The organism is Verrucosispora sp. WMMD573, from assembly GCF_027497175.1.
Lineage (GTDB): Bacteria > Actinomycetota > Actinomycetes > Mycobacteriales > Micromonosporaceae > Micromonospora.
Genome location: NZ_CP114901.1, coordinates 3,996,829 through 4,021,977 on the forward strand (window position 1 = coordinate 3,996,829; position 25,149 = coordinate 4,021,977).

The 25,149-nt window shown below is 68.2% G+C and carries 20 protein-coding genes; 11 read left to right on the forward strand and 9 right to left on the reverse strand.

Translation table 11 applies throughout. From position 1 onward, the window contains the following. Positions 1-4: 4 nt before the first annotated feature. The 7 genes from O7601_RS18190 to O7601_RS18220 all read right to left on the reverse strand — a co-directional run bounded on the left by O7601_RS18190 (position 5) and on the right by O7601_RS18220 (position 8,740). Positions 5-562 carry a hypothetical protein gene (locus O7601_RS18190; RefSeq protein ID WP_281562298.1) on the reverse strand — a complete coding sequence of 186 codons (558 nt, stop codon included), beginning with the start codon at positions 560-562 and terminating at the stop codon, positions 5-7. Beyond that, complete coding sequence (locus O7601_RS18195; RefSeq protein WP_281562299.1) at positions 559-1,395, reverse strand: carbohydrate ABC transporter permease; 837 nt, start codon at positions 1,393-1,395, stop codon at positions 559-561. The genes O7601_RS18190 and O7601_RS18195 overlap by 4 nt, the downstream gene beginning before the upstream one ends. Next, positions 1,392-2,354: a sugar ABC transporter permease gene (locus O7601_RS18200; RefSeq protein WP_281562300.1), complete on the reverse strand. Its 963-nt coding sequence runs from the start codon at positions 2,352-2,354 to the stop codon at positions 1,392-1,394. Before O7601_RS18200 ends, O7601_RS18195 begins: the two co-directional genes overlap by 4 nt. A 2-nt stretch (positions 2,355-2,356) precedes the next feature. Continuing rightward, on the reverse strand, positions 2,357-3,835 hold the full coding sequence (locus O7601_RS18205) for an extracellular solute-binding protein (RefSeq protein ID WP_281562301.1): 1,479 nt from the start codon (positions 3,833-3,835) through the stop codon (positions 2,357-2,359). A gap of 93 nt (positions 3,836-3,928) precedes the next feature. Beyond that, positions 3,929-5,326 (reverse strand): family 43 glycosylhydrolase, encoded by a 1,398-nt coding sequence (locus O7601_RS18210; protein WP_281562302.1) that lies wholly within the window; start codon positions 5,324-5,326, stop codon positions 3,929-3,931. 329 nt (positions 5,327-5,655) lie between these two features. Beyond that, complete coding sequence (locus tag O7601_RS18215; RefSeq protein WP_281562303.1) at positions 5,656-6,795, reverse strand: substrate-binding domain-containing protein; 1,140 nt, start codon at positions 6,793-6,795, stop codon at positions 5,656-5,658. Next, complete coding sequence (locus O7601_RS18220) at positions 6,779-8,740, reverse strand: heparinase II/III family protein (RefSeq protein WP_281562304.1); 1,962 nt, start codon at positions 8,738-8,740, stop codon at positions 6,779-6,781. Before O7601_RS18220 ends, O7601_RS18215 begins: the two co-directional genes overlap by 17 nt. Before the next feature lie 351 nt (positions 8,741-9,091). On the opposite strand from O7601_RS18220, the gene O7601_RS18225 reads away from it, so the two are divergent. The 11 genes from O7601_RS18225 to O7601_RS18275 all read left to right on the forward strand — a co-directional run bounded on the left by O7601_RS18225 (position 9,092) and on the right by O7601_RS18275 (position 21,878). Then, positions 9,092-11,074, forward strand: a complete 1,983-nt coding sequence (locus O7601_RS18225) for a DUF2264 domain-containing protein (RefSeq protein ID WP_281562305.1) — start codon at positions 9,092-9,094, stop codon at positions 11,072-11,074. A 55-nt stretch (positions 11,075-11,129) separates the two neighbouring features. Beyond that, positions 11,130-12,431 carry an extracellular solute-binding protein gene (locus O7601_RS18230; RefSeq protein ID WP_281562306.1) on the forward strand — a complete coding sequence of 434 codons (1,302 nt, stop codon included), beginning with the start codon at positions 11,130-11,132 and terminating at the stop codon, positions 12,429-12,431. 168 nt (positions 12,432-12,599) lie between these two features. Continuing rightward, a complete protein-coding gene (locus O7601_RS18235) occupies positions 12,600-13,508 on the forward strand; it encodes a sugar ABC transporter permease (RefSeq protein WP_281562307.1) in 909 nt (302 codons plus the stop codon). Then, the gene (locus tag O7601_RS18240) at positions 13,508-14,407 is read left to right on the forward strand and encodes a carbohydrate ABC transporter permease (RefSeq protein WP_281562308.1); all 900 of its coding nucleotides are present in this window, start codon (positions 13,508-13,510) and stop codon (positions 14,405-14,407) included. The genes O7601_RS18235 and O7601_RS18240 overlap by 1 nt, the downstream gene beginning before the upstream one ends. A 3-nt stretch (positions 14,408-14,410) precedes the next feature. Continuing rightward, positions 14,411-15,187 (forward strand): hypothetical protein, encoded by a 777-nt coding sequence (locus O7601_RS18245; RefSeq protein WP_281562309.1) that lies wholly within the window; start codon positions 14,411-14,413, stop codon positions 15,185-15,187. After that, positions 15,156-16,340 (forward strand): glycoside hydrolase family 88 protein, encoded by a 1,185-nt coding sequence (locus O7601_RS18250; protein WP_281562310.1) that lies wholly within the window; start codon positions 15,156-15,158, stop codon positions 16,338-16,340. Before O7601_RS18245 ends, O7601_RS18250 begins: the two co-directional genes overlap by 32 nt. Positions 16,341-16,389: 49 nt before the next feature. After that, entirely contained in the window at positions 16,390-17,214 is an 825-nt protein-coding gene (gene iolB / locus O7601_RS18255) for a 5-deoxy-glucuronate isomerase (protein ID WP_281562311.1), read from the forward strand. Positions 17,215-17,216: 2 nt separating this feature from the next. Beyond that, the gene (gene kduD, locus O7601_RS18260; protein ID WP_281562312.1) at positions 17,217-17,981 is read left to right on the forward strand and encodes a 2-dehydro-3-deoxy-D-gluconate 5-dehydrogenase KduD; all 765 of its coding nucleotides are present in this window, start codon (positions 17,217-17,219) and stop codon (positions 17,979-17,981) included. Between the two features lie 160 nt (positions 17,982-18,141). After that, positions 18,142-19,239 carry a substrate-binding domain-containing protein gene (locus tag O7601_RS18265; protein WP_281562313.1) on the forward strand — a complete coding sequence of 366 codons (1,098 nt, stop codon included), beginning with the start codon at positions 18,142-18,144 and terminating at the stop codon, positions 19,237-19,239. A 297-nt stretch (positions 19,240-19,536) separates the two neighbouring features. After that, positions 19,537-20,925, forward strand: a complete 1,389-nt coding sequence (locus O7601_RS18270) for an RICIN domain-containing protein (RefSeq protein WP_348650266.1) — start codon at positions 19,537-19,539, stop codon at positions 20,923-20,925. Between the two features lie 62 nt (positions 20,926-20,987). After that, positions 20,988-21,878: a family 43 glycosylhydrolase gene (locus O7601_RS18275; RefSeq protein ID WP_281562315.1), complete on the forward strand. Its 891-nt coding sequence runs from the start codon at positions 20,988-20,990 to the stop codon at positions 21,876-21,878. 164 nt (positions 21,879-22,042) lie between these two features. Here the strand turns inward: O7601_RS18275 and O7601_RS18280 are convergent, their stop codons facing one another. Both O7601_RS18280 and O7601_RS18285 read right to left on the reverse strand, forming a co-directional pair. Beyond that, a complete protein-coding gene (locus tag O7601_RS18280; RefSeq protein ID WP_281562259.1) occupies positions 22,043-22,882 on the reverse strand; it encodes an IS5 family transposase in 840 nt (279 codons plus the stop codon). A 175-nt stretch (positions 22,883-23,057) separates the two neighbouring features. Continuing rightward, complete coding sequence (locus O7601_RS18285) at positions 23,058-25,100, reverse strand: beta-galactosidase (protein WP_281562316.1); 2,043 nt, start codon at positions 25,098-25,100, stop codon at positions 23,058-23,060. Between the last annotated feature and the right edge of the window lie 49 nt (positions 25,101-25,149).

The window sequence follows — 25,149 nt, forward strand, 5'->3', positions numbered from 1 at the left end:
GGGCCTAGACCGGCCCGGCGGCATGGCGGCGCTCGACCGCCACGGCGGCCATGAGCAGGCAGCCGAGCATCGGCACCACGAGCGGCAGCAGTTGCCAGGTGACGACAACGAGGACGGCGAGGGCCATGACGAGGAGCAGGGATCCGGACGGATCGCCCCTGACGGCGAGGCCGGCGGCCCGCCGTACCAGCTGAGTCCACGGTATGCCCGGCGACCAGCCGGCCGCGGCGCGTAGGACGACCACCGACAGCGCCACAGCCACGACGGCGCACGCGGCGGCGACGCCGCCACCACCGGGCACGCCGGCGCGGAGGACGAGCAGGTCGGTGGCGAGGACCGCATAACCGGCGGCGACGCCGAGCGACAGCGGGAGACTCCCCGGGTACGCCGCGCCGATCCGCGCGAAAAAGGTACGGATCGCGGTGCTCTCACCGTCGACGTGCGCCCGGATGTGCGCGCAGCCGGCCGCCAGCGCTGGCAGCAGCGTGACGACCGGGAGGACCGCCAGCGCGACCAGTAGACCGGCCGTCAGGCACTCCCCGAAGAGCGCGAAGCGCCTCACCCCTTGAGGCCCGACGTGGAGACGCCCTCGACCAGGAAGCGCTGGAAGAACAGAAAGAACAGGATCACGGGCACCAACGCGAGCATCGACATCGCCATGAGCGCGCCGAAGTTGGAACCGGCGGTCTCGTCGATGAAGAGTTGGAGCGCCAACGGCAACGGGTACTTCTCGGGGGTGCTGAGGTAGATGAGGGGGCCGAAGAAGTCGTTCCACGTCCAGATGAACGTGAAGATCGCCGTGGTGATGATGGCGGGGCGGGACAGCGGCAGCACGATGTTCCAGAAGATGCCCCAGTGGCCGGCGCCGTCGATCTTCGCGGAATCGTCCAGCTCGTGCGGGATCGCCCGCATGAACTGCACCATGAGGAACACGAAGAACGCCTCGGTGGCGAGGAACTTGCCCAGCAGCAGCGGGGCGTACGTGTCGACGAGTTCGAGCTTCTGGAAGACCACGTACTGCGGGATGATGAGCACGTGGAACGGCAGCAGCAGCGTGGAGATCATGAGGACGAACATGAGGCCGCGACCGCGGAACCGCAGCCGGGCGAACGCGTACGCCGCCATGGCTGAGGTGGCCACCGTGCCGACGACGGACAGCACCGCCAGGACCATCGAGTTCCAGAAGAAGCGGACCACGCTGATGCCGGCAATGCCGTCGAGCGCCCGGTCGTAGTTGACCGTCGTGACGCGGGTGGGCAGTAACTGGAGGCTGCCGATGATGTCCTCGGTGGGCTTGAAGGTCGCCGCCAACACCCAGCCGATCGGGTACAGCACGACGGCGAGCAACGCGATGGCGCAAGCGTGCCAGGCCACGGTCGACAGCTTCGGTCTCATTGCCTGTCCCCCGAGTAGTACACCCAGCTGCGGGCGGTGCGGAAGAGGAGGAGCGTCACCAGCCCGACCCCGGCCAGCAGCATCCACGCCATGGCCGAGGCGTAACCCATGCGATAGTCGCCGAAGCCACGGTCGAAGAGGTAGACGGTGTAGAACAGTGTGGTGCCGGCCGGTTGGCCGTTGGGTCCGCCGACGATGTACGCGGACGTGAAGACCTGGAACGAGTTGATCGTCTCCAGCAGCAGGTTGAAAAAGATCACCGGCGAGATCATCGGCAGTGTGATGGATCGGAACCGTCGCCACGCGCCGGCACCGTCCACCTCGGCCGCTTCGTGCAACTCCCGGGGTACCTGCTTGAGCCCGGCGAGGAAGATCACCATTGGGGCGCCAAGCTGCCATGCGGCCAGCAGGACGAGCATGAGCAGTGAGAAATCGGGATTGCCGGCCCATCCGCCGACGTTGACGCCGACCGTTTGCAGCAGTCGGTCGACCACGGCGTCGTCGCTGAACATCGCCTTCCAGACGATCGCCAGACTGACGCTAGCGCCGATCAACGAGGGGCCGTAGAACGCGGCGCGGTAGAAGGACCGCCCCCGCCGCTCGTTGTCGAGCAGCATGGCGACGGCAAGCGCGCAGGCCAGCTTGATCGGCACGGCGAGCACCACGTACATCGTGGTGACCCGCACCGACGTGAGCCATCGGGCGTCGGTGAACATCCGCTGGTAGTTGTCGAGGCCGATCCACTGCGGGCGGTTGAACAGGTCGTAGTCGGTGAACGACAGGTACAGCGAGGCCAGCATCGGGCCGAGGGTGAGCAGCAGGATGCCGATGATCCACGGCGAGAGGAAAAGGTAGCCCGCCACCCCGTCGCCGGACTGTCGGGTACTCCCACTTCTGCTGCGACCCGACAGCCCGGCACTGTCGACCTCGGTATGCCGGGTCGGCGTGACTGTTGTCATCGTCAGGGCTCGAGGGTCTCTTCGGCCTCGGTGAAGAACTGGTTGACCGCCTCGTCAACGGTGATCCGGCCGTACTGGAGCTCCTCAGCGATCCGGATGAACGCCTGCTCCATGGTGCCGGCGCCCTTCGGCGGCGCGGGCGGCGCCTTGGTCAGCTGGTCCTTGAGCTCATCCTCGTACGCGGCGACGGCGGCGAGCGGGCCTTCGAGCTGGGCGGCGGCGCGCTGCGCGTTGGTGGCCGGCAGCCCCCGGTTGGCACCGAAGATCTTGCCCACTTCCGGGTCGTTGATCATGAAGGAGATGAACTGGGCCGCCGCCTCCGGATGCTTCGACTTTGTCGAGGCGCTGAGCAGCATGGCGGGCTTGAGGTACTGGCCCTGGCTGCCTGGGACGTCCGACGGGACCGGCCCCAGCTCAAGCTGTTCCTTCGTGCTGGCGGCGTACCGGGCCATGAAGTTGTCCCAGCTCAGGTCGCTGGCGATCAGGTCGAGCTCCAGCGCGTGCTGCGGCTTGATCTGGACACCCTTCTCCACCGGCAGCACGACCTTGGCCTCGGCGAGCGCCTTGCCCTCGTTGAGGAACTTCGCCAGCCGGGCCTTGTCGAAGCCGAGCCTGCCGTCCTCGGTGTACAGCAGTCCGCCTTCCTGTCGCAGTTGCAGTTCCAGGTTGTAGTAGCTGCCGATGTAGTTGGCCCCGCCATACACCTTGCCGCCGGTGGCCTGGGTGATCTTGGCAAGTGTGGCTCGGTAGTCGTTCCAGGTCCAGCCGCGCTTCGGCTCCGGTGCGCCGGCCTGTTCGAACACCGCGGGGTTGTAGATGTACCCCCAGGTGTTGCCGCCCACCGGGACGCCGTACAGGCCGTCGCCGACCTCACCCGCACCCTTGAGCCCGTCGAGGAGGTCGTCGAGCCTGAGCGCGTCGCCCTCCTGTTTCTTGAGGTCGTAGAGCGCGTTGCGGTCGGCATACTCGCGCAGGTACGAGAAGTCCATCTGGAACACGTCGGGCGGGTTGTTACCGGCGGTCTCCGTCGCGATCTTCTGCCAGTACGCCTCGTACTCCTGGAAGCTTGGGGTGATCTTGATGTTCGGGTTCCGGTCCTGGAACAGGTCGATCGCCTGCTGCATCAGCGCGGCGCGGTCGGCGTTGCCCCACCACGAGTACCGCAGGGTGGTGGAGTCCGAACCGGCGTCGCCCCCGCAGCCAACCATGCTCAGCGCGAGGGATCCGATGGCAGCGGCAGCCATGAATCGTTTCAATACCTGCATCGGATCCTCCATGTGCGGTATTCGGTGGCACCCGTCCCGCGCGACGCGGCGGCTCGCGCGGTGCTGATCGTCGGGTCGTCGATGCGAGCCTGAAGCGACGCCACCTTTGGAAGGGTGGTCCGCACCAGCCAGTTTTCCGGCCGGGCATTCGGCTGTCAATCGATCTGGATCGAATCGTTGTCGTGGTCTGGCATGCTGGTACCGGCCGAATCTCATCGGACGTGTGTGCGTCGACCGAGCCGTACGAGCCCCGGGCGGGTGGTCGGAACCGGAGTTGCACCCGCTCGGTCACCCTTCCCGACGTGCCGATCAGCGGGTGGGGATCACGGGCTGGATGGTGCCGTCGACGTTGAACCGCAGTTGGTCGATGGTGATCTCGCGGTTGGTTCCGTTGCCGGCCGGGATGGCGAAGCGGTGGTAGGCGATATACCAGGTGTCGCTCCCGAGGGCTTGGACCACCGACTGGTGTCCGGGGCCCTTGATCCCGAGATTCAGGTTCTTCGACAGGATGGTCCCGCGGTGGGTCCAGGGGCCGAACGGTGACGTGCCCGTGGCGTACTCGACGTGGTAGTTCTCGGAGCGGGTGTCGTCTACCGAGTACGTCAGGTAGTACCTGTTGTCGCGCCTGAACACGAATGCCGCTTCACGGTAGTTGGGCAGGCTGAAGGTGCGGACCTGCCCCGGGTCGAAGGAGACCATGTCGGCGTTCAGTCGTACGGCGTATGCCGAGCCGTTGCCCCAGTAGAGGTAGGACTGTCCGTCGGTGTCGGTGAAGACGTGCGGGTCGATCATCTGGCCGCTGCGGAAGCCGGCGGGGACCAGGGGGCGGCCGAGCGGGTCGGTGAACGGGCCGGCCGGGCTGCTGGATGTCGCGACCCCGATGTGGGTCGCGGCGCTGAAGTAGAAGTAGTAGCGGTTGTTGCGGTAGGCGATCGTCGGCGCCCAGGCCCGGTCGTCGGCCCAGCTGATCTGGGGGCCGAGGTCGAGGATGGTGCCGTGGTGGGTCCAGTTCACCAGATCGGTGGAGGAGAAAGCCGTGAACCGGCTGCCGCTCCAGCCGTTGTGGCCGTCGGTGGTGGGATAGAGGTAGTAGCGACCGTTGAGGTGGGCGATGTTCGGGTCGGCGTAGAGGCCCTTGATGACCGGGCTGCGACTGCCGGCGACCCACGGCGTGGTGACGCGGAAGGAACTGTCCGCGGCGAACGTGGAGGGGTTCGTGGTGGGCGGGTCGAGCCAGAGCTCTCTGTTGCGGTGACGGAGAAACCGCCCGGGATAGTTGGCCGACTCCAAACGCACCGATCCGCTGACCGAGCCGTCGCGGACGCAGAAGGTGGCGTCGGCGAGGAAGGTGCCGGTGCCAGCATTGGCCTCCAGCCGGATCCGGTAGTCGCGGTGCCGCAGCCACATGCCGTTCGCGGCCTGAAATGACACGCAGCCGGCGCCGCCGGCCAGCCCGGGGGTCACCGTGACGGTCGCGTCGCTCTTGGCCTGCGCGGAACTGGAGGCACTGACCGCCGCGATGCCGCCGAGGTAGTCGGCGTGCCGCAGGTAGGAGTCGGCGATGTTCACCGATTGAAGCGATCGTGCCCCGGTCGGGATCTCGGCGGCGTGGGCGGGCCGTGTCGCGACAATCGTCACCACGGAGATGCCGAGGATGACCGTCATCGCGCGGGCGACCGCTTTTCGACCGGGGTGGAGCAGGCGCATGTCGCACTCCTCGGATCGGCGTTCGAGAGCGCTCCGGAGGACGAAGGTCTACTGTGTCAGGACCTTCGCCCTGTAGGAATGTTGTCGTTCACATCGAAGAATGTCAAGACATCATTACAATTCGAGGCGGCCCTACTGCCGCTGTTCTGCTATAGGCAGCGACCGGCACATCTCAAGGAGCATGCGACGTTATCGCTCACATACTGCCGTCGCAGCGATCCAGCAGCCCCGGTGACGGCTGCCGCGTCGGAGGACGTCGCCAACTGGCTGGGCGGCACGCGCGGCCATCACCTCAGCCGCCGGACCTGGTGCCGACGAATGTGGGAAGGCTATGCCCGCGGTGCTGCGGTCGACTCACGAATCCGGAGGGAGGGGCTGATGACGACCCGATGGGTGGGCCGGTCGGGATCGGCGAGCCGATCGGCGACGAGGCGTACCGCGGCGCGGCCGATGGAACGTCTCGGGGGGCGGACCGCCGTCAGCGGTGGGCTGAAGAGCCCCACGATCTCGTCGTCGTAAGCGACGATGGACAGATCGCCGGGCACGGTGATGTGCCGTTCCTCGCAGCGCTGCACCAGCGCGATGGCCTCCGCGTCGGCGTGCACCAGCAGCGCGGTGGTTGCGGTCTCCCGACAGCGGTCGAGGACCTGGTCGAGGAGGGCGTCGCGGTTGGGTGAGCGGATGTCGGGAATCACGGCCTCCAGGGCGTCCTGAGGGTTCATGTCGCACTCGGCCGCCGCATCGAGCCAACCGCGGCGCACGTGTGGCCGGGTGGGGCTGTTGGCGTCGAGCACGAGGCCGACCCTGCGATGCCCGAGGGCGGTGAGATGTCGTACCGCCATGGCCGCGCCCAGGGCGTGGTCGGTCACCACCGACTCCATCACCGCATGGTGCGCACCGACCGTCGCGGACCGTTCCAGCAGTACGACCGGAACGCCGATGTGGGCGAGCCAGTCGATGGTCCGTCCGGCGGTCGGAGCGTCCATACGGGGGACGACGATCAGTCCATCGACGCCCATCCGGTCGACGAGGCGGGTCAGCTGCGGCTTGTCGTCCTCCGTGTCGTAGGAGGAGCCGCGCAGGACCACCCGCATGTCGAGCTCGCGTGCAGCCTCCTCGGCGCCGCGGGCCACGTCAGGCCAGTAGTAGTCGAGGGAGGGCACGAGCATGCCGAGGGTACGCCCGCTGAGGGATTCCAGCCCGGTGGCGGGCTCCTCCTCGGGTGCCGGCGGCTCGCCCGGTTCGATCAGGGCCACGCCGCCGTGGACCCGCTGCACCAGGCCCTCAGCAGCCAACTGTGCCAGGTCGCGGCGAATGGTGACCGGCGCGGCACCGAGCCGCCGGGACAGGTCGGAGATGCGCATCCATCCGTCGCGGTGCAGTGCTTCCAGCAGGTGTTGGCGACGGGCGGCCTGCAATGGCCCCCGCTGGGCCTCGGGCGGGCTGACGGCGTCACCTCTCCTGGGCATCGGGCACCTCCGAGGAAGACACTTCGCGGGTTGGGGACTCTTCGACGGTGAGGATGAACGTGCCGGTGGCCGTGGTCGCGCCGACGTCGATCTCCAGGCGGGTGAGTGTCCGTCCCCACACGCTGACGAGCATTGGATCATCAAGTGGTCGCGTAGTCGCGGTGCCGGGGGCAGACGCGGGATGCCAGGTCAGCGTGAGGCGGCCGGCGTCGTGACGTGCGGTGATCTCCGCCCGGCCCGCGCTGAGCCGCACGTCACCGGCGACGAGCAGGTGGACGTGGGTCGGCGCGGCCGAGTCGGTCGGGGCGAGGTCCCAGGTGTCGGTGACCACGATCCGCCCGCTTTCGCGCTCCAGCCGTGCGTTGCGCCGCCAGTGGTGCACGTCGGTGCGTGGATAGGCGGCGGCGATGTCCAGGGACAACTCGGCCCTCGTCTCGTCGATGACGGCCGCCACGTCGCGGGCGCGGTAGTCGTGGCCGGGGGCCTGGGCGGTACCTCGGATGTGGGGGACGTTGTGCCACGCGCTCTGCATTGTCCAGATGTCGTAGCGGTCGGGTCCGAAGGTTTGTGCGGTGTAGGTGGGGCGGCCGGCGTCGACGAGCACGGGTACGCCGTTGAGCGCGACCACGATGGCGCCGACGTCGTTGTGGTTGTGATGCTCGCCGTTGTGCCCGCCCTTGATCGCCAGCGTCAGACCGGCCGAACTGCCGTGGCGGCGGCGGGCCAGCAGGACCTGGGTGGAGGGGAGCCACACGTCGCGTGGCAGCGGCGATGTGCCGGGGAGGGCGTTGATCCATTCCTGGTGGCTCAACGCGCGCAGCAACCGGCCGAGCCCCTGATCCTCATCGGCCACGGGCGCGTCGCGGTCACGATGGGCGGTGGCGTGTGCCAGCGCATCCTGGTCGCCAACGCGTCGTGCGCCCCGATACAGGGCGTCCCAGGCTTGGCTGGCCGGCGGCCGTGCCACCGCGTCCGCATGATTGAGATACCAGGCACCGCCAAGGTGCATGCGATGAGGGAAGGCGACGGTGTGCCGTAGGGCCTCGCCCGGCACGCCGTCGAGCGTCCCGCCGCTGGCGTGGGCGAGGATGTCGAGTGCCTCAAGGGCCCGGCACGCGCCCTGCCACCAGTATCCGTAGCCTTCGTCGACGGCACCGTCGACCGGCAGAGAGGCCACGTACCGGTCCAGGCCCTCAATGACCAGATCAACGATCGCCGCTCGGCGCGGTGGGTCGTCGACCAGGCGCAGCGCGGCGACGAGGACGTTGGCGTGGATCCACGCACTCCAGTTGTGGGCGTCGCCGTCAAGGCCGAGCCAGTGCCAGTCGCGGCGGCGAGTGAACGGCGTCAGCACGCGCCGGTCGACCTCGTGCCGGATGCGCGGGCGTAGGCCGGGTGCGTGCTTGTCGAGTGGCCCGCCGAGCAGGTGGTCGATCCAGGCGAGCTGCGCGGCGACCTCGCCCGCGCCGAGGTCGAGGACCGGATCGGTCACGGTCGGCAGCACCGCGTCGTGGCGAGCGCGGGTGTCGTCGTGGGCGGGCCAACACCAGGAACTCTGCTCGCACAGCAACACGACGCCGTCGACCACCTCGTCGAGCCAGTCCGGTTCGAGTGTTGCGGCGGCGAGAACGCTGGCCCGGCTCAACCGCTGTTGCCGGGCGAAGACCAGTTGTTCGTAGGCGTCCCGGTCGCCGTCGCGGAAGTACCTGGCGTAGTGACGAGCCAACAGCGAAGGCCAGGGTCGGCCCAGGTCCTCTTCAGCTCGGGTCCGCAACCGCCTCAGGGTGGGCACGTCCAAACGCGACTCGGCCCAGACGGCCCGCTCCTCTGCCGGGGGGACGGGCAGCGACTTTTCGGCCGGCTCAAGCACCTGCTCGAGCAGGGTGGCTCCGACACCCGGCCAGGCGGCGGCGAGCGGACCGGTGAAGCGGTCTATGGCGGGCATGGTTCCTCGATGAACGGAAGAGCGGACATGAACCATTGTGACCGTATCAGGGTCGATCTCGATCGATCAGAGTCTGAGGCCGGGAGCTTGTGGCCCACAAAAGTGGAGATTCGTCCCTTTGGTCTGTTCGTAGGCCATGCCCTTTTTGCAGATTAAAACGGCAAATATCTATATAGGCTTAGGCGCGTTCTTGATCGAACATGTCCGTCTGAGTTTGTTACTGGCATTGACTTGTTCGGTTGTGAGCGCTTTACTTCGGAAACCCAGCTGTCGCTCTGCTGACACAGAGCTGGCGACATCTTCCGTTCGCCTACTTCCCCCGACGTGGGCCGATGCGACAGGACCTGCCTGATGATGTCCGGCACGCCGAGCGACGTGGTCCCCACCACGACGGTCCCGCACAGCGACGGGACATGGAGCCGCCGCGACTGGCTGGCCCTCGCCGACCGGCTGCTCGCCGCCGCCCGGGCGCACGCCTCGCCGCGGCACGCCCTCATCACCTTTCCCGGCCCGGCCGGCGGGTACGGGCGAGCCGTCGATGGGCTTGAGGGTTTCGCCCGGACGTTCCTGCTGGCCGGTTTCCGGGTGGCCGGGGCACGGGGGGAGGGCGTCGACGATCTCATCGACTGGTACGCGGCCGGGATCGCCGCCGGCACCGATCCGACCTCCGCTGAGCGGTGGGTCCGGCTGGACGAGCACCCACAGGCGAAAGTGGAGGCCGCCTCGCTGGCCCTGATCCTCGACCTGACCCGGCCGTGGCTCTGGGACCGGCTGCCGGCCGACGTGCAGGAGCGCGTGGTGCGGTACCTCGCACCGGCCGTCGGCGACGACACGTATCCGAGGATCAACTGGGTCTGGTTCCGGCTGCTGGTACAGACGTTCCTGCGCTCGGTGGGCGGGCCGTACTCGCTGGACGAGATGGCCGAGGATCTCGCCACCCACGACAGCTTCGCGCGCCCAGACGGGTGGATGTCCGATGGGCCGGAACGCGCCTACGACCACTACGTCGGCTGGGCGTTGCACCTGTATCCGACGCTGTGGGCGAGGATGGCCGGCGCTGGTGACCTCGCTGTCGATCGCCGGGACCGGGACCGGGCGAACCTCGACCGCTTCCTGCGCGACGCGGTCGCTCTGGTGGGCGCCGACGGAGCACCGCTCATCCAGGGGCGGAGCCTGATCTACCGGTTCGCCGCCGCGGCGCCGTTCTGGGTCGGCGTCATCGCCGGGGTGCCGTCGGTCAGCCTCGGGCAGCTGCGTCGGGCCGCCACGCAGACCGTGCGCCACTTCGTCACCCACGGCGTTCCCGACGCGGATGACCTGCTCACCATCGGCTGGCATCGACCGTGGCCGCGGCTCGCCCAGCACTACTCGGGGCCCGGGTCCCCCTACTGGGCCGGCAAGGGGCTGCTCGGTATCGCGCTGCCCGACGATCACCCGGTGTGGCGATCGCCGGAGCAGCCGCTGCCGGTCGAGGAGCGCGACACCGTGCGGGCCGTACGCGCACCGGGCTGGCTGATCTCGGCCGTGCGGTCCGACGGCATCGTGCGGGTGGTCAACCACGGCACCGACCACGCGGTCGAGGGCGCCAGCGTCGGCGACTCACCTCTCTACACACGCCTGGGCTACTCGACCGCGACAAGCCCGGTGCTCGCCGAGTGCGGCTGGCTGACGCCGCTCGACCAGTCGGTCACCCTGGTCGACGGTGCCGGTCGCGCCACCCACCGCGCCGGCCTGCGGCTGCTGGTACTGCGAGCTGACGACGGCATCGGCGTGGCGGGCTCGTGCACCCTCGCACACTGGGTCGACCCCGACCCCGGCCAGCGCGACCATGGAAGCGGGCGCGCTGGCCAATCGTGGCCGGCCGGTCACCTCACCGTCTATTCGCTGGTCCGCGGCCCCTGGGAGCTGCGCCTGGCCCGCATCGAGGACCTCGCCGAGAGGGTCGACGCCACCGGTCTGCGGCTGGTCGTCGGCGGCTGGGCGGTACCGGACGGGGTGGCCGCCACCGCCCACGGCGACGCGCTCAGCGTGACCGGAGGGGGCCTGACCAGCCGGCTGGAGAGCGTCCTCGGCAGCGGTTCCCCCGGTGTCACCTCGGTCCCCGACGGTGGGCCGTTGGGTGGCGCGCTGACGGTGCCGTGGCTCGCGTACCCCGCCCGAACCGGCACCTGGACCGCGTGCCTCGTCGAGCTGTCCGGCGGTGACGCGAGCGCAGCACGGCCGGCCTGTCGGGCAGTCCTTGATGCCGCTGACGCGAACGTGACGGTCGACTGGCCGGACGGACTCACTACCACGATTCGCCTTGACATGGAACCGACCAGGCCAACCGGTTGATCGACCTGGTGCCAGCGTGGACCCACCCCCAGGGCCCCTGATCCAAGGAGAAGGTATGAAACGCGCGATACCAGCCGTTGTCAGCACCGCGATGGCGCTGACGCTCGTCGTGGCGGGTTGCGGCGGCGAGGACGAGCCAGTCGACCCCAACGCCCCGGTGACGATCACCCTGGCGGGTTGGAGCCTGTCCTCAACGCCGGAGTTCCAGACGCTCGCCGATGGGTTCAAGGCGACGCACTCCAACGTGACGGTCGAGCTCAAGGAGTACGACGCCGCGAACTACGACACCCAGATGATCGCCGATCTCGCCGCCGGCACCGCGCCGGACGTGTACGTGTTGAAGAACCTGAAGAACTTCTACACCTACCAGAGTGGCGGCCAGCTTCTCGACGTGTCCGACGCCGGGTCCGCGCTCGGCTCGCTGCCCGCGCTGGCCCCGTACCAGGTCGACGGCAAGACCTACGCGGTCCCGTACCGGCAGGACTCGTGGGTTCTGTACTACAACAAGGAACTGTTCGACAAGGCGAAGGTGGCCCATCCGACCGGGACCTGGACCTGGGACGGGTACGCCGCCGCGGCGAAGCAGCTCACCGCCGGACTGAAGGCCGCCGGATCCAGCGCGACCGGCGCCTACCAACACGTCTGGCAGTCGACAACGCAGGGATTCGCGCTCGCCCAGACACCCGGCGCCGATCTGCTCTCCGGCGACTTCGCCTACCTCAGGCCCTACTACCAGCGGTCGCTCGACCTGCAGGCCGCCGGCGCGCAGCCGACCTTCGGCACCGCGAACACCAACAAACTCACGTACCAGGCGCAGTTCGGCAAGCAGCAGTCGGCGATGCTGCTCATGGGCACCTGGTACGTGGCCACCCTGCTCAACCAGCGCAAGAATGGCGAATCCGACACGTTCGAATGGGGCCTCGCCCCCGCGCCGCAGTACGACCAGTCCACCGCCGGCACCTCCGCCACACCGGTGACCTTCGGCGATCCGACGGGCATGGGAATCAACCCGAAGATCAGCAAGTCGAAGATCGCCGCGGCTCAGGCATTCCTCGCGTACGTGGCCAGTGAGGATGCCGGCAAGGCGCTGGCGGGCATCGGCATCACTCCCGCCCAGTCCTCCGACCCGATCACCGAGACGCTGTTCGCCCTCGACGGAGTGCCCGGCGACGACCTGTCGAAGTTCGCCTACGGCACGCACGAGATTCGTCCGGAGAACCCGGTTTCGAAGCACACGGCCGGCACGCAGAACGTGCTCAACGACCTGCACTCGGCGGTCATGTCCGACAGCAAGGGCCTGGACGAGGCCATCACGGAGGCGCAGACCCGCGCCAAGAACGAGGTCCTCAACCAGTGACCTCCTCCGTCCACCCACCGGCGGTCGGTCACGGCCGGCGCGCGGTGCCTGTTGAGAAAGGTCCGGCGACAGGTCGCCGTTGAGCGCGATCGGCGGGTCCGGCGTACGACGCGAACCGGCGTCGGGCCCGCCACCTGACCCGAAAACGCCTTCCCCGGAGAGTCCCTGATGGCAGCAACACTGACACGGCCGCGCCCCAGACGCAGCCGCCTGGTATGGCGCAACACCGTCGCCGGTTGGTCGTTCATCCTGCCGAACTTCGTCGGCTTCGCCCTGCTCACGTTGGTGCCGGTGGTGGCGCTGTTCTACCTGGCCTTCACCGACTGGAACGTGTTCGGGGCGGCCGAGTGGACCGGCAGCGCGAACTTCCGGCGGATGTGGGGGGACTCGAGTTTCTGGACGGCGTTGCAGAACACCCTCTACTACTCGGTCCTGCACATCCCGCTGACCATGGCTGCGGCCCTCGGCCTGGCGCTGCTGCTCAACCGCAGGCTACGGGGTGTGGGCTTCTTCCGGACCGTCGCGTTCTTTCCCTACATCACCTCGATCGTGGCGATCGCGGTGGTGTGGAACCAGTTGTTCAGCCCGGAGTACGGGCCGGTCAACGCGTTCCTGCGGGCCATCGGAGTCGGCAGCCCGCCCGGCTGGACGACATCCGCGGACTGGTCGATGCCGGCGGTCATCATCGTCGGGACCTGGCGGGAGATGGGCTACTACATGCTGCTGTTCCTGGCCGGCCTGCAGACCATCCCCGCCCAGTTGTACGAGGCCGCCAAGATCGACGGCGCGACCGCCTGGCAACGGTTCCGGCACGTCACGATCCCGGGGCTGAGGCACACGACGTTCTTCGTCGTCGTGATGCTGACCATCGGCAGCTTCAAGGTGTTCGACCTCATCCTCGTGATGACCGAGGGCGGTCCCGGCCAGTCCACGCTGGTGCTGTCGCAGTACATCTACCAGAAGGGCTTCGTCGAAAACCAGTTCGGCTACGCCTCGGCGGTGTCCATTGTGTTGTTCGCGATCTGCTTCGGGGTCACGGCCATCCAGTTCTGGATCAACAACCGGCGGGAGAGCTGATGACCGCGACCCGGTTCACCACAACCCCCGTACCCCTCTCCAGTACCGGGCCGGTCAACTCCGCACCCGGTCGCCGCGTCCCCTCCCGCGGTTGGCGGGTGGTGGGATACCTCGGTCTCGTCCTCGCGGTGGTCGCGCTGCTGCTGCCGTTCTACTGGATGGTGATGTCGTCGCTGAAGACCAACAGCGAAGTGTTCACCATCCCGATCAAATGGATCCCGGACACGCTGATATGGCGAAACTACGTCGACATCTGGCAACGGTCAGACATGACGACGTGGCTGAAGAACACCCTGCTGCTGTCGGTCATCGTCACCCTGCTCCAGGTGTTCACCGGCAGCTTCGCCGCGTACGGCTTCGCCCGGATCCGCTTCCCGGGGCGCAACCTGCTGTTCCTGGCCTACATCGGGACCATCGCCGTGCCGTGGCAGTCGTACATGATCCCGCAGTTCATCCTCATGTCCAAGCTGCAGCTGTCCAACACGTTGTGGGCGATCGTGGCACTCCAGGCGTTCGGCGCCTTCGGTGTGTTCCTGATGAAGCAGTTCTACGAGACGGTCCCCGAGGAACTCAGCGAGTCGGCACGGGTGGACGGTCTCTCCGAGTTCGGCATCTACCGGCGGATCATGCTGCCGCTGTCCCGCCCGGCGCTGGCGAGTCTGACGCTACTCACGTTCGTCACGACCTGGAACGACTATCTCGGTCCGCTGATCTACCTGCGCAGCCCTGAGCTGCGCACCATCCAGCTGGGGCTGCGCACGTTCATCACCCAGTACAACGCCGAGTTCGCGCTCATCATGACGGGTTCCGTGCTGTCTGTGCTGCCGGTGGCGGTCATCTTCCTGCTCGGGCAGCGGCACTTCGTCGAAGGCATCGCCACCACCGGTCTGAAGGGTTGATCGATGCGACACGACACCATCCAGGCCATCTTCGACGGGGTGTACACCGCACTGGTCACCAACCTGCTGCTGGTGGCCGGCGGCCTGCCGCTGGTGCTGCTCGCGGTCACCACCGACAGCACCCGGGCCTGGCCGCTGTACGCGTTGGCGGCTCCGCTGTGTGCACCGGGGCTCTGCGGGATCTTCGCGGTGATGTCCGCCTACTCGGCCGGTCGGGCCGAAGGCCCGCTGCGCATCTTCGGCCGTGCCTGGCGGGCCACCGCCCGGCCGGCGACGCTCTGGGCCGCCGCGGCGACCGCCGTCCTGGTCGTCCTCGGCGTGGACGCGTATGCCCTCTGGGGACACCGGGCCGGAGCGGTCACGCTGCCGATCCTGGCCATGCTGGCCGTCCTCACCGTCGCTACCACGCTGCTCGGACTGGTGGCCATCGCGGAACAGCCCGCCGCGCGGCTGCGCCGGGTGGCGCGGGCCTGCCTCTACCTGGCGGTGCGTCGCTGGTACCTCACCGTCGCGTCGTTGCTGGTGCTCGCCCTGCTGGCGCAGCTCGTCGCGCTGCGTCCGGCGATCGCCCTGGGTATCGCCGCCGCGCCGCTGCTGTACGTGGTCTGGGCGAACAGTCGCTTCAGCCTACGCGTGGCACTCGATCCGCCGACCGAACCCCGAACCGCCCGATCGTCCGTCACCACAGTCCGACAACCAGGTCGGGCCGATGGTGATCCGACCGCAGACCCGAGGGAGAGCAACCTCCATGACGGCTATCAGTGCCCGTCCCAGTCCTGACGCCGAGACGATCCCCACGGCCGTGTCCGCTGCGTTGCGCACCCTGGACGCGAACATCGACACCTTCGGCGACCAGTATCCGGCGGACACCACCGTCGACAACCGCTACCCGATGCGCGCACCGGCTGGCGGGCAACCGGCGGGCGCCAACGTGGGTTGGACCACGAGCTTCTGGCCGGGCATGTTGTGGCTGGCACACGATCTGACCGGAGCGGAACGCTACCGCCGTGCGGGCGTGTCGCACGTGGACAGCTTCGTCGCCCGGGTGGCCAGCCGGATCGACCTGGACACCCACGATCTGGGATTCCTCTACACCCTCGCCTGCGTCGTTCCGGCACGACGCCTTGGTGACACATCGGCCAGGCAGGCCGCCCTCACGGCCGCCGACCACCTGATGACCCGTGTCCTGGAACCGGCCGGAATCATCCAGGCCTGGGGCGACCTGCGGGACCCGCGTCAGCGTGGGCGCACCATCATCGACAGCCTGATGAACACGCCGCTGCTGTACTGGGCGAGTCACACCAGCGGAGACGAACGCTACGCAACCGCCGCACACCGGCACAGCAGCCAACTACGGCGACACATCCTGCGCCCGGACGGCACGACATTCCACACCTTCTACTGGGACCCGGCCACCGGGGCGCCGCTGCGCGGAGAGACCGAACAGGGCCAGGCCGACGACTCCTGCTGGGCGCGGGGGCAGGCCTGGGGCATCTACGGCTTCAGCCTCAACCACCGCTACACCAGGGATCCGTCGCTGCTCGTGGCCGCCCAGATCTGCGCCGACTACTTCCTGGCCCGACTGCCCGCCGACCAGGTGCCGTACTGGGATCTGGAGTTCACCGACGGCAGCGGCGAGGAGCGTGACAGTTCGGCGGCGGCCATCGCCGTCTGCGGTCTGATCGAGCTGGCGGACAACCTCACGGACACCGCGCGCGCCGACAGCTACCGCGAGGCAGCCGATCGGATCCTCCGCTCGCTGATCGACCACTACGCCGCCAGCCGCCACCCGGCCTCGAACGCGCTGATCCTGCACGGGGTGTACGACAAGCCGAAAGGCATCGGCGTCGACGAGGGCAACCTGTGGGGCGACTACTTCTATCTCGAAGCCCTGGTTCGCGCGACCGATCCGGGCTGGACCAGCCCCTGGTAGCTGCCGCCAGCGTCCGTTGCAAACCCCACCCCGACCGAAAGGCCAACTGATGGACTACCGCTACCACTGCTACCTCCCGGCTGAGTACGGCCACAACAAGCTGCCCTTCAACCCGTGCGGGCTGCTGGACTTCACGCTGCTGAAGCTGGCGGCGGGCCAGCGCTGGACCGGTGAGTCCGGCGATCGGGAGATCCTCGCGGTCGTCCTCGGCGGAGCCGCGAGCTTCACCGTCGCCGGACACCACTTCGCGCAGGTCGGCGGGCGGGCGGACGTGTTCTCCGGAAAGCCCCACTCCGTCTTCATTCCCGCCGGCGCCGACGTCGCCATCGTGGCGGACAGTGCGGTGGAGATCGCACTCCCGAGCGCGCCGAGCGACCTGGCCGTCGATCCGTACGTCATCGAACCGGATCGGGTCGCGAGTGGCCGCTGGGGTGCTGCCAACTTCGGCCGGACGTATCACCAGATCCTCACTGAGATTGCGCAGCCGGATCTGCCGGCCGGTCGGCTCATCGTGGGGGAGACGTACACGCCCTCCGGCAACTGGAGCACCTATCCGCCGCACCGGCACAAGGTCGACGACCTGCCGTCGGAGGCCGCCCACGAGGAGATGTACTACTTCCGAGTCAACCCGTCTGATGGGTTCGGCATCTGCCGGATGTACACCGACGACGGGTACGAGGAGAACTTCACCGTCCGTGACCACGGCATGCACATGATGCCGGAGGGCTATCACACGGTGGTGAGCGCACCCGGGTACACCACCTATTACCTGTGGTTCCTTGCCGGTTCCCAGCGCACCCAGGGTGCCCGGGAGGACACCGACCTCGCCTGGGTCGGCGGTACCGTGCCCACCTTGCGCAGCGTGGGCCTGTAGCCGTGATTCTGGACAGATTCCGGCTGGACGGACGGGTCGCCCTGGTCACCGGCGGCAACCGGGGCATCGGCCGGGCGATCGCGATCGCCCTGGCCCAGGCCGGTGCCGACATCGCCCTGCTGGGCCGCACTCACCCTACCGAGACGGTTGCCGACGTCGAAGCGACGGGCCGGCGCGCCCTGGTGGTGCCCGGCGATCTAGCCGCCGCCGGACCGGACGAACTCGCCGACGCCGTGCGCGCGGTGGTCACCGGACTTGGTGGCCTGCACATCCTGGTGAACAACGCCGGGATCATCCGCCGCGCGGCCGCCGCCGCGTACCCGGCCGAGGACTGGGACGCCGTGCTGCGGGTCAACCTCAACGCGGTGTTTCACCTCAGTCAGGCGGCCGGGCGGGTGATGCTGGACCACGGCCACGGGAAGATCATAAACATCGCCTCGATGCTGTCCTACCAGGGCGGCATCCGGGTCCCTTCCTACACCGCGGCGAAGCACGCCGTGGTGGGCCTGACCAGGGCACTGGCAAACGAGTGGGCTCCCGGCGGGGTAAATGTCAACGCGATCGCGCCCGGCTACATCGCCACCGACAACACCGCGCCACTACGCGAGGATCCCGACCGGGAACGCGCCATCCGGGAACGGATTCCCGCCGGCCGCTGGGGGGCAGCGGACGACCTGGCGGGCACTGTCGTCTTCCTCGCCTCCGACGCCGCCCGCTACGTGCACGGTGCCGTCGTACCGGTGGACGGCGGCTGGCTCGCCCGCTAGAAACACCCTGGCGACCCTCTCGGGCGCACGGCGTAGCCGCCGGACGACGTGAACGGACGGGACGTGGACATCAGCGGAACCCGCTTTCGGGGGCCGCGACATTCGTCGAGGCCGCCCGACCGCTGCCGGCGATCGTCTGGCGGCCTCAGGTGAGGCGGGCATGATGGAAGGGCGGCTGTTCGGTACGCAGCGGCAGGAGCGACTGCTCGCCGCACTTCGCGGGAACGGAGCCGTGCGGGTTCGCGATCTCGCCCGCGAGTTCGGCGTGAGCGAACTGACCATTCGCCGTGACATCGCCGCCCTGGCTCAACGAGGACTGGTTTCCAAGGTCCACGGTGGTGCGACCCTGCCGCTGCGTGGCGGCGCTGACAAGCAGCCGCGACGCGCTCCGATGCGGTTCACCGTCGGCATGGTCGTACCGTCGCTGGACTTCTACTGGCCGTCGATCGTGGGCGGGGCACGAGCCGCCGCGGCTGCCCTCGGCGTCAGCATCCAGCTGCGCGGTTCCAGCTACGACCCGGACGAGGACCGGCGCCAGATCGGCCTGCTGATCGCCGGCCAACAGGTCCAGGGTCTGCTCCTCGCCCCCAGCCTCGACGACGACCGCGCGGAGGACATGCTCGACTGGATCGGGCACCTACAGGTGCCGACGATTCTCGTCGAGCGCCAGCCCCGGCGATGGACGCCCCTCACCCGGCAGATCGAGTGGGTGCGCAGCGACCACGCACTCGGTCTGGAGATAGCCATCCACCATCTTCGGCAACAGGGACACCGCCGGGTGGGCCTCGTCGTGTCTCGTGGCAGCCCGACCTCCGCCCACCTGCTGAGGGCCTGGCAGGCGGCGACGGCCGATCCCGCCGTGTCCGACCTGCTCGTGCTGCGCGAGCGGGTGACGCTCGGTACGAGCGACGACCGGGACACCATCGGCCGCCTTGTCCGGCGGTGCCGGCACGCCGAGATCACCGCACTGATCATCCACAGCGACTCGCACGCGATAGCGGTCGCGCAGGTCTGCGCCGAGCACGGCCTCGCGATTCCCGAAGACCTGGCGATCGTCTCCTACGACGACGAGCTTGCCCACCTCGCCGATCCGGCGCTTACGGCGATCCGGCCACCGAAGAGTCACGTCGGCCGGCTCGCGGTGGAACTGATGGTCTCGCGCCTGCTCGACGGCGAACGCCGCCCGGCGTACCGGGTGCTTCTCGCCCCCGAGCTTGTCGTCCGCGACTCGTCGTGGCCGCGTTCACCGATGCGTTAGTGGGACCGGCGACCCTGGTGACGTTCGTCTATGTATGTTCGTGAATGATTTGGTGCGATCTATGGCGTGCTCGGACCGCGTCGATTACCAAGAAGTTACCCACGTGTGAATCGTCGCTGGACCGGACGTGCCGCGCCGCCGGCGACGGCATCGCCGCAGGGCGGACAAGAAACGGTCACCAGAGGCATCGTTGCCCGCGTCCTGCGACGGTCACTCCGGCCCGCAGAAGGGGGTAGCGCAGTGAGATCGAGCAGAGGGCTGCTGTCACTCGCGATGACGCTCGCCGTGACAACCGGAATGGTCGTAGCGGCGGTCGCCGGCGACGGCCGACCCGCCCAGGCGGTCGCGGTCACCATCACCAACGGCACCCAGTTCACCGACACCAGCGGAAACGCCCTGCACGCCCACGGCGGCGGCGTACTCCAGGTCGGCTCCTACTACTACTGGTTCGGCGAGAACCGCAACCCGAACAACACGTTCCGGGCAGTGTCGGTCTACCGCTCCACCGACCTGCGTACCTGGGAGTTCCGCAACAACGTCCTCACCCAGTCCTCGGCTGCCGAGTTGCAGTCCGCCAACATCGAGCGGCCGAAGGTCATCTACAACGCCAGTACCGGGCGCTACGTCATGTGGATGCACAAGGAGAACGGCACGAACTACAGCGAGGCGCGCGCTGCCGTGGCCTCGTCGGCCACGGTCGACGGCAACTACACCTACCACGGCAGCTTTCGCCCGCTCGGGCACATGTCGCGAGACATCACGCTCTACAACGACGGCGGCACCGGCTACATGATCTCGGCTGCCGACGAGAACTACGACCTGCACATCTACCGGCTCACCTCGGACTACCTCAACGTCGCCAGCCTCGTCGGCAACTTCTGGAACGACGCCCACCGTGAGGCTCCCGCCCTGTTCAAGCGGGGGAGTACCTATTTCATGCTGACCTCGGGTGCGACCGGCTGGAGCCCGAACCAGGCCAGGTACGCGACCGCGTCGAGTATCTCCGGTCCGTGGACCGGCTGGACCAACGTGGGTGATTCCACCACCTTCCGCTCCCAGCCGGCGTTCGTGCTGCCCATCCAGGGCACGACCACCACGAGCTATCTGTACCTGGGCGACCGCTGGGCCGGTGCCTGGGGCGGCCCGGTCAACGACTCCCAGTACGTCTGGCTGCCGATCACCTTCCCGTCCAGCACCAGCATGAGCCTGAGCTGGGCTCCGTCGATCACCATCGACACAGCTACCGGCACCATCACGGCGAACTCCCCGACGTACCACCGGGTGACGAACCGCAACAGTGGCCGGGTGATGGACGTGGTGAGCAACTCCACGGCCAACAACGCCGAGGTCAAGCAGTACGGCTGGAATGGTGGCGGGAACCAGCGCTGGGAGTTCCAGGACGCCGGTGGTGGTTACTTCCGCCTCGTCAACCAGAACAGCGGCAAGTGCCTCGACGTCGCCTCCGGCTCCACCGCCGACGGTGCCAACATCATCCAGTACACCTGCGGCACAGGCACCAACCAGCAGTGGCAGTGGACGGCGATCGGCAGCTACCACCAGCTCCGCGCCCGCCACAGCGGCAAGTGCCTGGACGTCGTCAACGCCGGCACCGGCGACGGCGCCGACATCCAGCAGTACACCTGTGGCAACGGAACCAACCAGCAATGGTCCCGTACGGAGGCGTGAGCGCGGTGACCAACGCACGGCTCCCGAACAGCCGAGGCGTCAGCAGAGCCAACGGAGGCAGCATGACAACGTCGAGAAACCCATCGAGCAGACTGCTGCGCTGGCTGGCCGCACTGGTCAGCGTGTGCGCCGTCCTCGCCGGTGCCGTCGTCGCACCACAGCCGGCCTCGGCCGCCACGACTCTGGTCTACACCACGTTCAAGGGTGACGGCGCAGCAGACCAGGAGCTGTGGGTCTACCGGTCGACGAATGGCGGCACGAGCTACAGCGTGCTGTCGGACACCAACTTCCGAGGCCCCACCGGCGTGCTCCGCGACCCGAGCATCATCCGGCACAACGGCAGGTACTACATCGCGTACACCGTCCAGTCCTGGACCACCAACTCGACCTACTTCAACATCGCGTCCAGCACCAACCTCACGTCCTGGACGCACGTGGCCAGCGTCAACTCCGGGATCGCCAACACCAGGTTCACCTGGGCTCCCGAGTTCTACGTCGAGGGCGGCACCGTACGGATCATCGCGAGCGTCGCTGCCACCACCTGCTCCAACTGCTTCCGCCCGTACGTCTACACCGCCCAGAACACGGATCTGACCGCATGGAGCGGCCCCGCCCGGATGTGGGGTCTGGGCACCAACTACATCGACACCTTCGTGGTGAGGTCGGGCACCGTGTGGCACGCGTTCGTCAAGAACGAGACGACGAAGTACATCGAGCACTGGACCACGACCGCGAACCTGTTCGAGGGATGGACCAACCGGGGACGGTTGTGGACCTCCGGTCACGAGGGTCCGTCCCTGGTCAGACTGGACGACGGCAGGTGGCGTATCTATGTCGACAGGTACACCAACGGTGGGCTGTGGACCGCCACGAGCTCCGACCTCAACACGTGGACCGCGTTGAGCGCGGTGGGCTGCTCCGGATGCCGGCACGGTACGGCGCTTCCGGTGTAGCCCTCGGGCCGCTCCCGAACCGGCCGTCGTGCTGTCCGACGTCGCGCAGCAGACCGTCGCCGGCACAGGTCGGCGGCCGGTAGCAGGGTCTGGTCCGGACACCGGTGTCCGGACCAGACCCGACGTCACCCGATCGTCCGGTGTCAGAGCGTGTTTGAGAAGGGTCAGGCTTTGAGGTTGTCGAGGGTCCAGGCTCGTTGACGGCGTGCGGGTCGGCCGCGGGTGAGGCGGCGGAGCATGCCGTTGATGGCGGCCCAGCGGATCATGGCTTCGGAGGTGGCGGGGTGGCGTTCGTAGTCGCGGGCCAGTCTGCGGTGGCCGGTCAGCCAGGCAAGGCTGCGCTCGACGACCCATCGGCGGGCGATTACGGCGAATCCTTTCTGGCCTGGGGCCTTGCGTACGATTTCCAGGGTGGTGCGCAGGATGCGTTGGCACCAGTCGACCAGGGTTCCGGCGAAGCCGGCGTCGGCGTAGACGAACCGGACCGGGGTGAACAGGTACGCCGACAGCAGAGTCGTCTTCGCTCCGTCGCGGTCCTGCACGCTCGCGGCCATCACGCACACGACTAGGAGCAGACCCAGGGTGTCGGTGACGATGAACCGTTTGCGGCCGTTGACCTTCTTGCCCGCGTCGTAGCCACGGGTGTCCCGGCCGACGGTGTCGGCGCCTTTGACGCTCTGGGAGTCGATGATGCCTGCCGTGGGTTCGGCGGCGCGGCCTTGGGCGGCGCGGACCCTTCGGCGCAGCGCGACGAGGATCCGCTCGGTGACATCGTCTTCCTCCCAGCGGGTGAAGTACCAGTACACCGTCTGCCACGGCGGGAAGTCGACCGGCAGTTGCCGCCACGAGCAGCCGGTCCGCACCACGTACAGGATCGCGTTCACCACGTCGCGGCGTGGATGTTTCTCCGGCCGGCCACCGGTTCTCGGTGGTGGCAGCAGCGGCTCGACCAGCGCCCATTGGGCGTCGGTCAGGTCCGAGGGGTAGCGACGCTGACGCGACATCGAGCCACTATGGACCAACGGCCGCTAACCGACGGCGCGACACGCCACCCATCACGAGAACTTCTCAAACACCCTCTCAGGGTCGCGAAACGGGATCCTCGGCCGGTAGGTGCATGACCGTCACGTCGCCCAGCTGCTGTCCGGACCAGACCCGACGTCACCCGATCGTCCGGTGTCAGGGTCGCGAAACGGGATCCTCGGCCGGTAGGTGCATGACCGTCACGTCGCCCAGCTGCAGCAGGAGCGTGCCGCCGGGCACTGCCCTGTCCGTGTCGAACTCCCCGCCGGCGACATGTCCCGTTGGCGTTCTGGCGATCAGGAACCGGTAGCGCCCCCGTACGGTCATGTCGACGCGACCGCGCAACCGCTCGGGAAGTTCACTGTGCACGCCCGCCAGAGCGGCCAGTTCTGCCAGGACGGTCGACAGGCCCGCCGGCCCGAGCCGGGTCGAGACGTAGGCGGCCGAGCCGTCGCCTGCGGCCCGACGGGTGACGGCCGGGTGGCCGGCCAGGTTCCCGGCCGTGTAGCGGGCCAGCACCTCGGTCTCGGGGTCGGTGAGGTCGATCCGCTCGGTCCACAGCATGCCGGTGGTGCCGTTGTCGAGCGTGACGCCATGGTCGTCGGCGAGCGGGGCAAACTCCTGGACACGGATCCCGAGCACGTCTCGGACGGCACCGGGGTAGCCGCCGAGCCAGACGTGGTTGTGCTCGTCCACGGTGCCGGAGAAGTAGGTGGTGACCAGATGCCCACCCGCGGCGACGTAGGCCCGGAGCCGGTCGGCCAGGGACCTCGGGACGACGTGCAGAATGGGGGCGACGAGCAGGTCGTACTCCTCCAGCGGAGCACTCAGGGGCACGACATCGGCCCGGAGGCCGAGGTCGAGGAAGGCCGTGTACCAGTCCAGCGCCTCCTGCCGGTAGCGGAGTCGGTCGGTGGGGCTGGAGTCGAGCTCGGCGACCCACCAGGACTCCCAGTCGAAGACGATGGCGGCCCTTGCCCGGCTTCGCGTCGCGCCGGCCACCGGTGCCAGGGTGTGCAGGGCGGCGCCGAGGTCGGTGACGCCCCGGAACACGTCGCTGTCCTCACCGGCGTGCGGCACCATTGCGGAGTGGTACTTCTCGGCACCGGCCGCCGACTGCCGCCATTGAAAGAAGCAGACCGCGTCCGCGCCGTGGGCGACGTGCGTCAGGGAGTCGCGGATCATCTGGCCGGGCCGTTTGGCAAGGTTCACCGGTCGCCAGTTGACGGCGCTGGTGGAGTGCTCCATCAGGAACCAGGGCCGTCCACCGGCGAGGTTGGCGGTGAGGTTGGCGGAGAACGACAGCTCGTCGTACGCCTGGGGGCCGGGGGCGAGGTAGTGGTCGTTGGCGATGAAGTCGACCTCCGAGGCCCAGTCGGCATAGTTGATCCCGTTGCTCTCTCCGGTCACCATGAAGTTGGTGGTCACCGGAATGTCCGGGGTCAGCTGGAACAGCAGGTCACGTTCGGCGCGCAGATGGTCCTTGAGGGCGTCGGAGGAGAAACGTCGGAAGTCCAGTTGCTGGGTGGGATTCGGGTAGGTGGCGGCCAGCCGGGGCGGCAGAATCTGCTCCCAGTCGCTGTAGTGCTGTGACCAGAACGCCGTGGCCCACGCCTTGTTCAGCGCCTCCAGGGTGCCGTAGCGGGCGCGCAGCCAGGTGCGGAAGGCGGAGGCGGCGTCGTCGGAGTAGTCGTGGACGTTGTGGCATCCCAGTTCGTTCGAGACGTGCCACGCGGTCAGCGCTGGATGCGGACCGTAGCGCTTCGCGAGCTCGCGCGTCAGACGTAGCGCATGACGCCGGAAGATGGGCGAGGTCGGTCGCCAGTGCTGCCGGCCGCCGGGCCAGAGCCGGCGGCCGTCGCGATCGACCGGCAGGATCTCCGGATGCCTGGTGGTGAGCCACGGCGGTGGGGAGGCGGTGGCGGTGGCGAGGTCCACCGCTATGCCGTTCTCGTGCATCAGGTCCATGACCTCGTCGAGCCAGGCGAAGTCCCACTCGTTCTCGACGGGCTGCAGTCGGGCCCAGGAGAAGATCGCCAGCGAGACGATGTTCACCCCGGCGGTCCGCATCGCTCGCGCGTCCTCACGCCACACGTGGCGCGGCCACTGCTCCGGGTTGTAGTCGGCGCCGTACCCCAGGCGGACCCGGTCGGGCTCCGAGGGCCAGCGTAGCCATCGATGATCACGGTGTTCTCCCACGACGAGCTCCCAACGACGATGGCGATCTCTACCTGAAGCGGGCGACCGC

Excerpts from the sequence above, each read along its gene's own strand:
- O7601_RS18195 (WP_281562299.1), bottom strand. The coding sequence starts at position 1,395 with ATGAGACCGAAGCTGTCGACCGTGGCCTGGCACGCTTGCGCCATCGCG.
- O7601_RS18200 (WP_281562300.1), bottom strand. The coding sequence starts at position 2,354 with ATGACAACAGTCACGCCGACCCGGCATACCGAGGTCGACAGTGCCGGG.
- O7601_RS18205 (WP_281562301.1), bottom strand. The coding sequence starts at position 3,835 with ATGAGATTCGGCCGGTACCAGCATGCCAGACCACGACAACGATTCGAT.
- O7601_RS18210 (WP_281562302.1), bottom strand. The coding sequence starts at position 5,326 with ATGCGCCTGCTCCACCCCGGTCGAAAAGCGGTCGCCCGCGCGATGACG.
- O7601_RS18215 (WP_281562303.1), bottom strand. The coding sequence starts at position 6,795 with ATGCCCAGGAGAGGTGACGCCGTCAGCCCGCCCGAGGCCCAGCGGGGG.
- O7601_RS18220 (WP_281562304.1), bottom strand. The coding sequence starts at position 8,740 with ATGCCCGCCATAGACCGCTTCACCGGTCCGCTCGCCGCCGCCTGGCCG.
- O7601_RS18225 (WP_281562305.1), top strand. The coding sequence starts at position 9,092 with ATGATGTCCGGCACGCCGAGCGACGTGGTCCCCACCACGACGGTCCCG.
- O7601_RS18230 (WP_281562306.1), top strand. The coding sequence starts at position 11,130 with ATGAAACGCGCGATACCAGCCGTTGTCAGCACCGCGATGGCGCTGACG.
- O7601_RS18235 (WP_281562307.1), top strand. The coding sequence starts at position 12,600 with ATGGCAGCAACACTGACACGGCCGCGCCCCAGACGCAGCCGCCTGGTA.
- O7601_RS18240 (WP_281562308.1), top strand. The coding sequence starts at position 13,508 with ATGACCGCGACCCGGTTCACCACAACCCCCGTACCCCTCTCCAGTACC.
- O7601_RS18245 (WP_281562309.1), top strand. The coding sequence starts at position 14,411 with ATGCGACACGACACCATCCAGGCCATCTTCGACGGGGTGTACACCGCA.
- O7601_RS18250 (WP_281562310.1), top strand. The coding sequence starts at position 15,156 with ATGACGGCTATCAGTGCCCGTCCCAGTCCTGACGCCGAGACGATCCCC.
- iolB (WP_281562311.1), top strand. The coding sequence starts at position 16,390 with ATGGACTACCGCTACCACTGCTACCTCCCGGCTGAGTACGGCCACAAC.
- O7601_RS18265 (WP_281562313.1), top strand. The coding sequence starts at position 18,142 with ATGATGGAAGGGCGGCTGTTCGGTACGCAGCGGCAGGAGCGACTGCTC.
- O7601_RS18270 (WP_348650266.1), top strand. The coding sequence starts at position 19,537 with ATGGTCGTAGCGGCGGTCGCCGGCGACGGCCGACCCGCCCAGGCGGTC.
- O7601_RS18275 (WP_281562315.1), top strand. The coding sequence starts at position 20,988 with ATGACAACGTCGAGAAACCCATCGAGCAGACTGCTGCGCTGGCTGGCC.
- O7601_RS18280 (WP_281562259.1), bottom strand. The coding sequence starts at position 22,882 with ATGTCGCGTCAGCGTCGCTACCCCTCGGACCTGACCGACGCCCAATGG.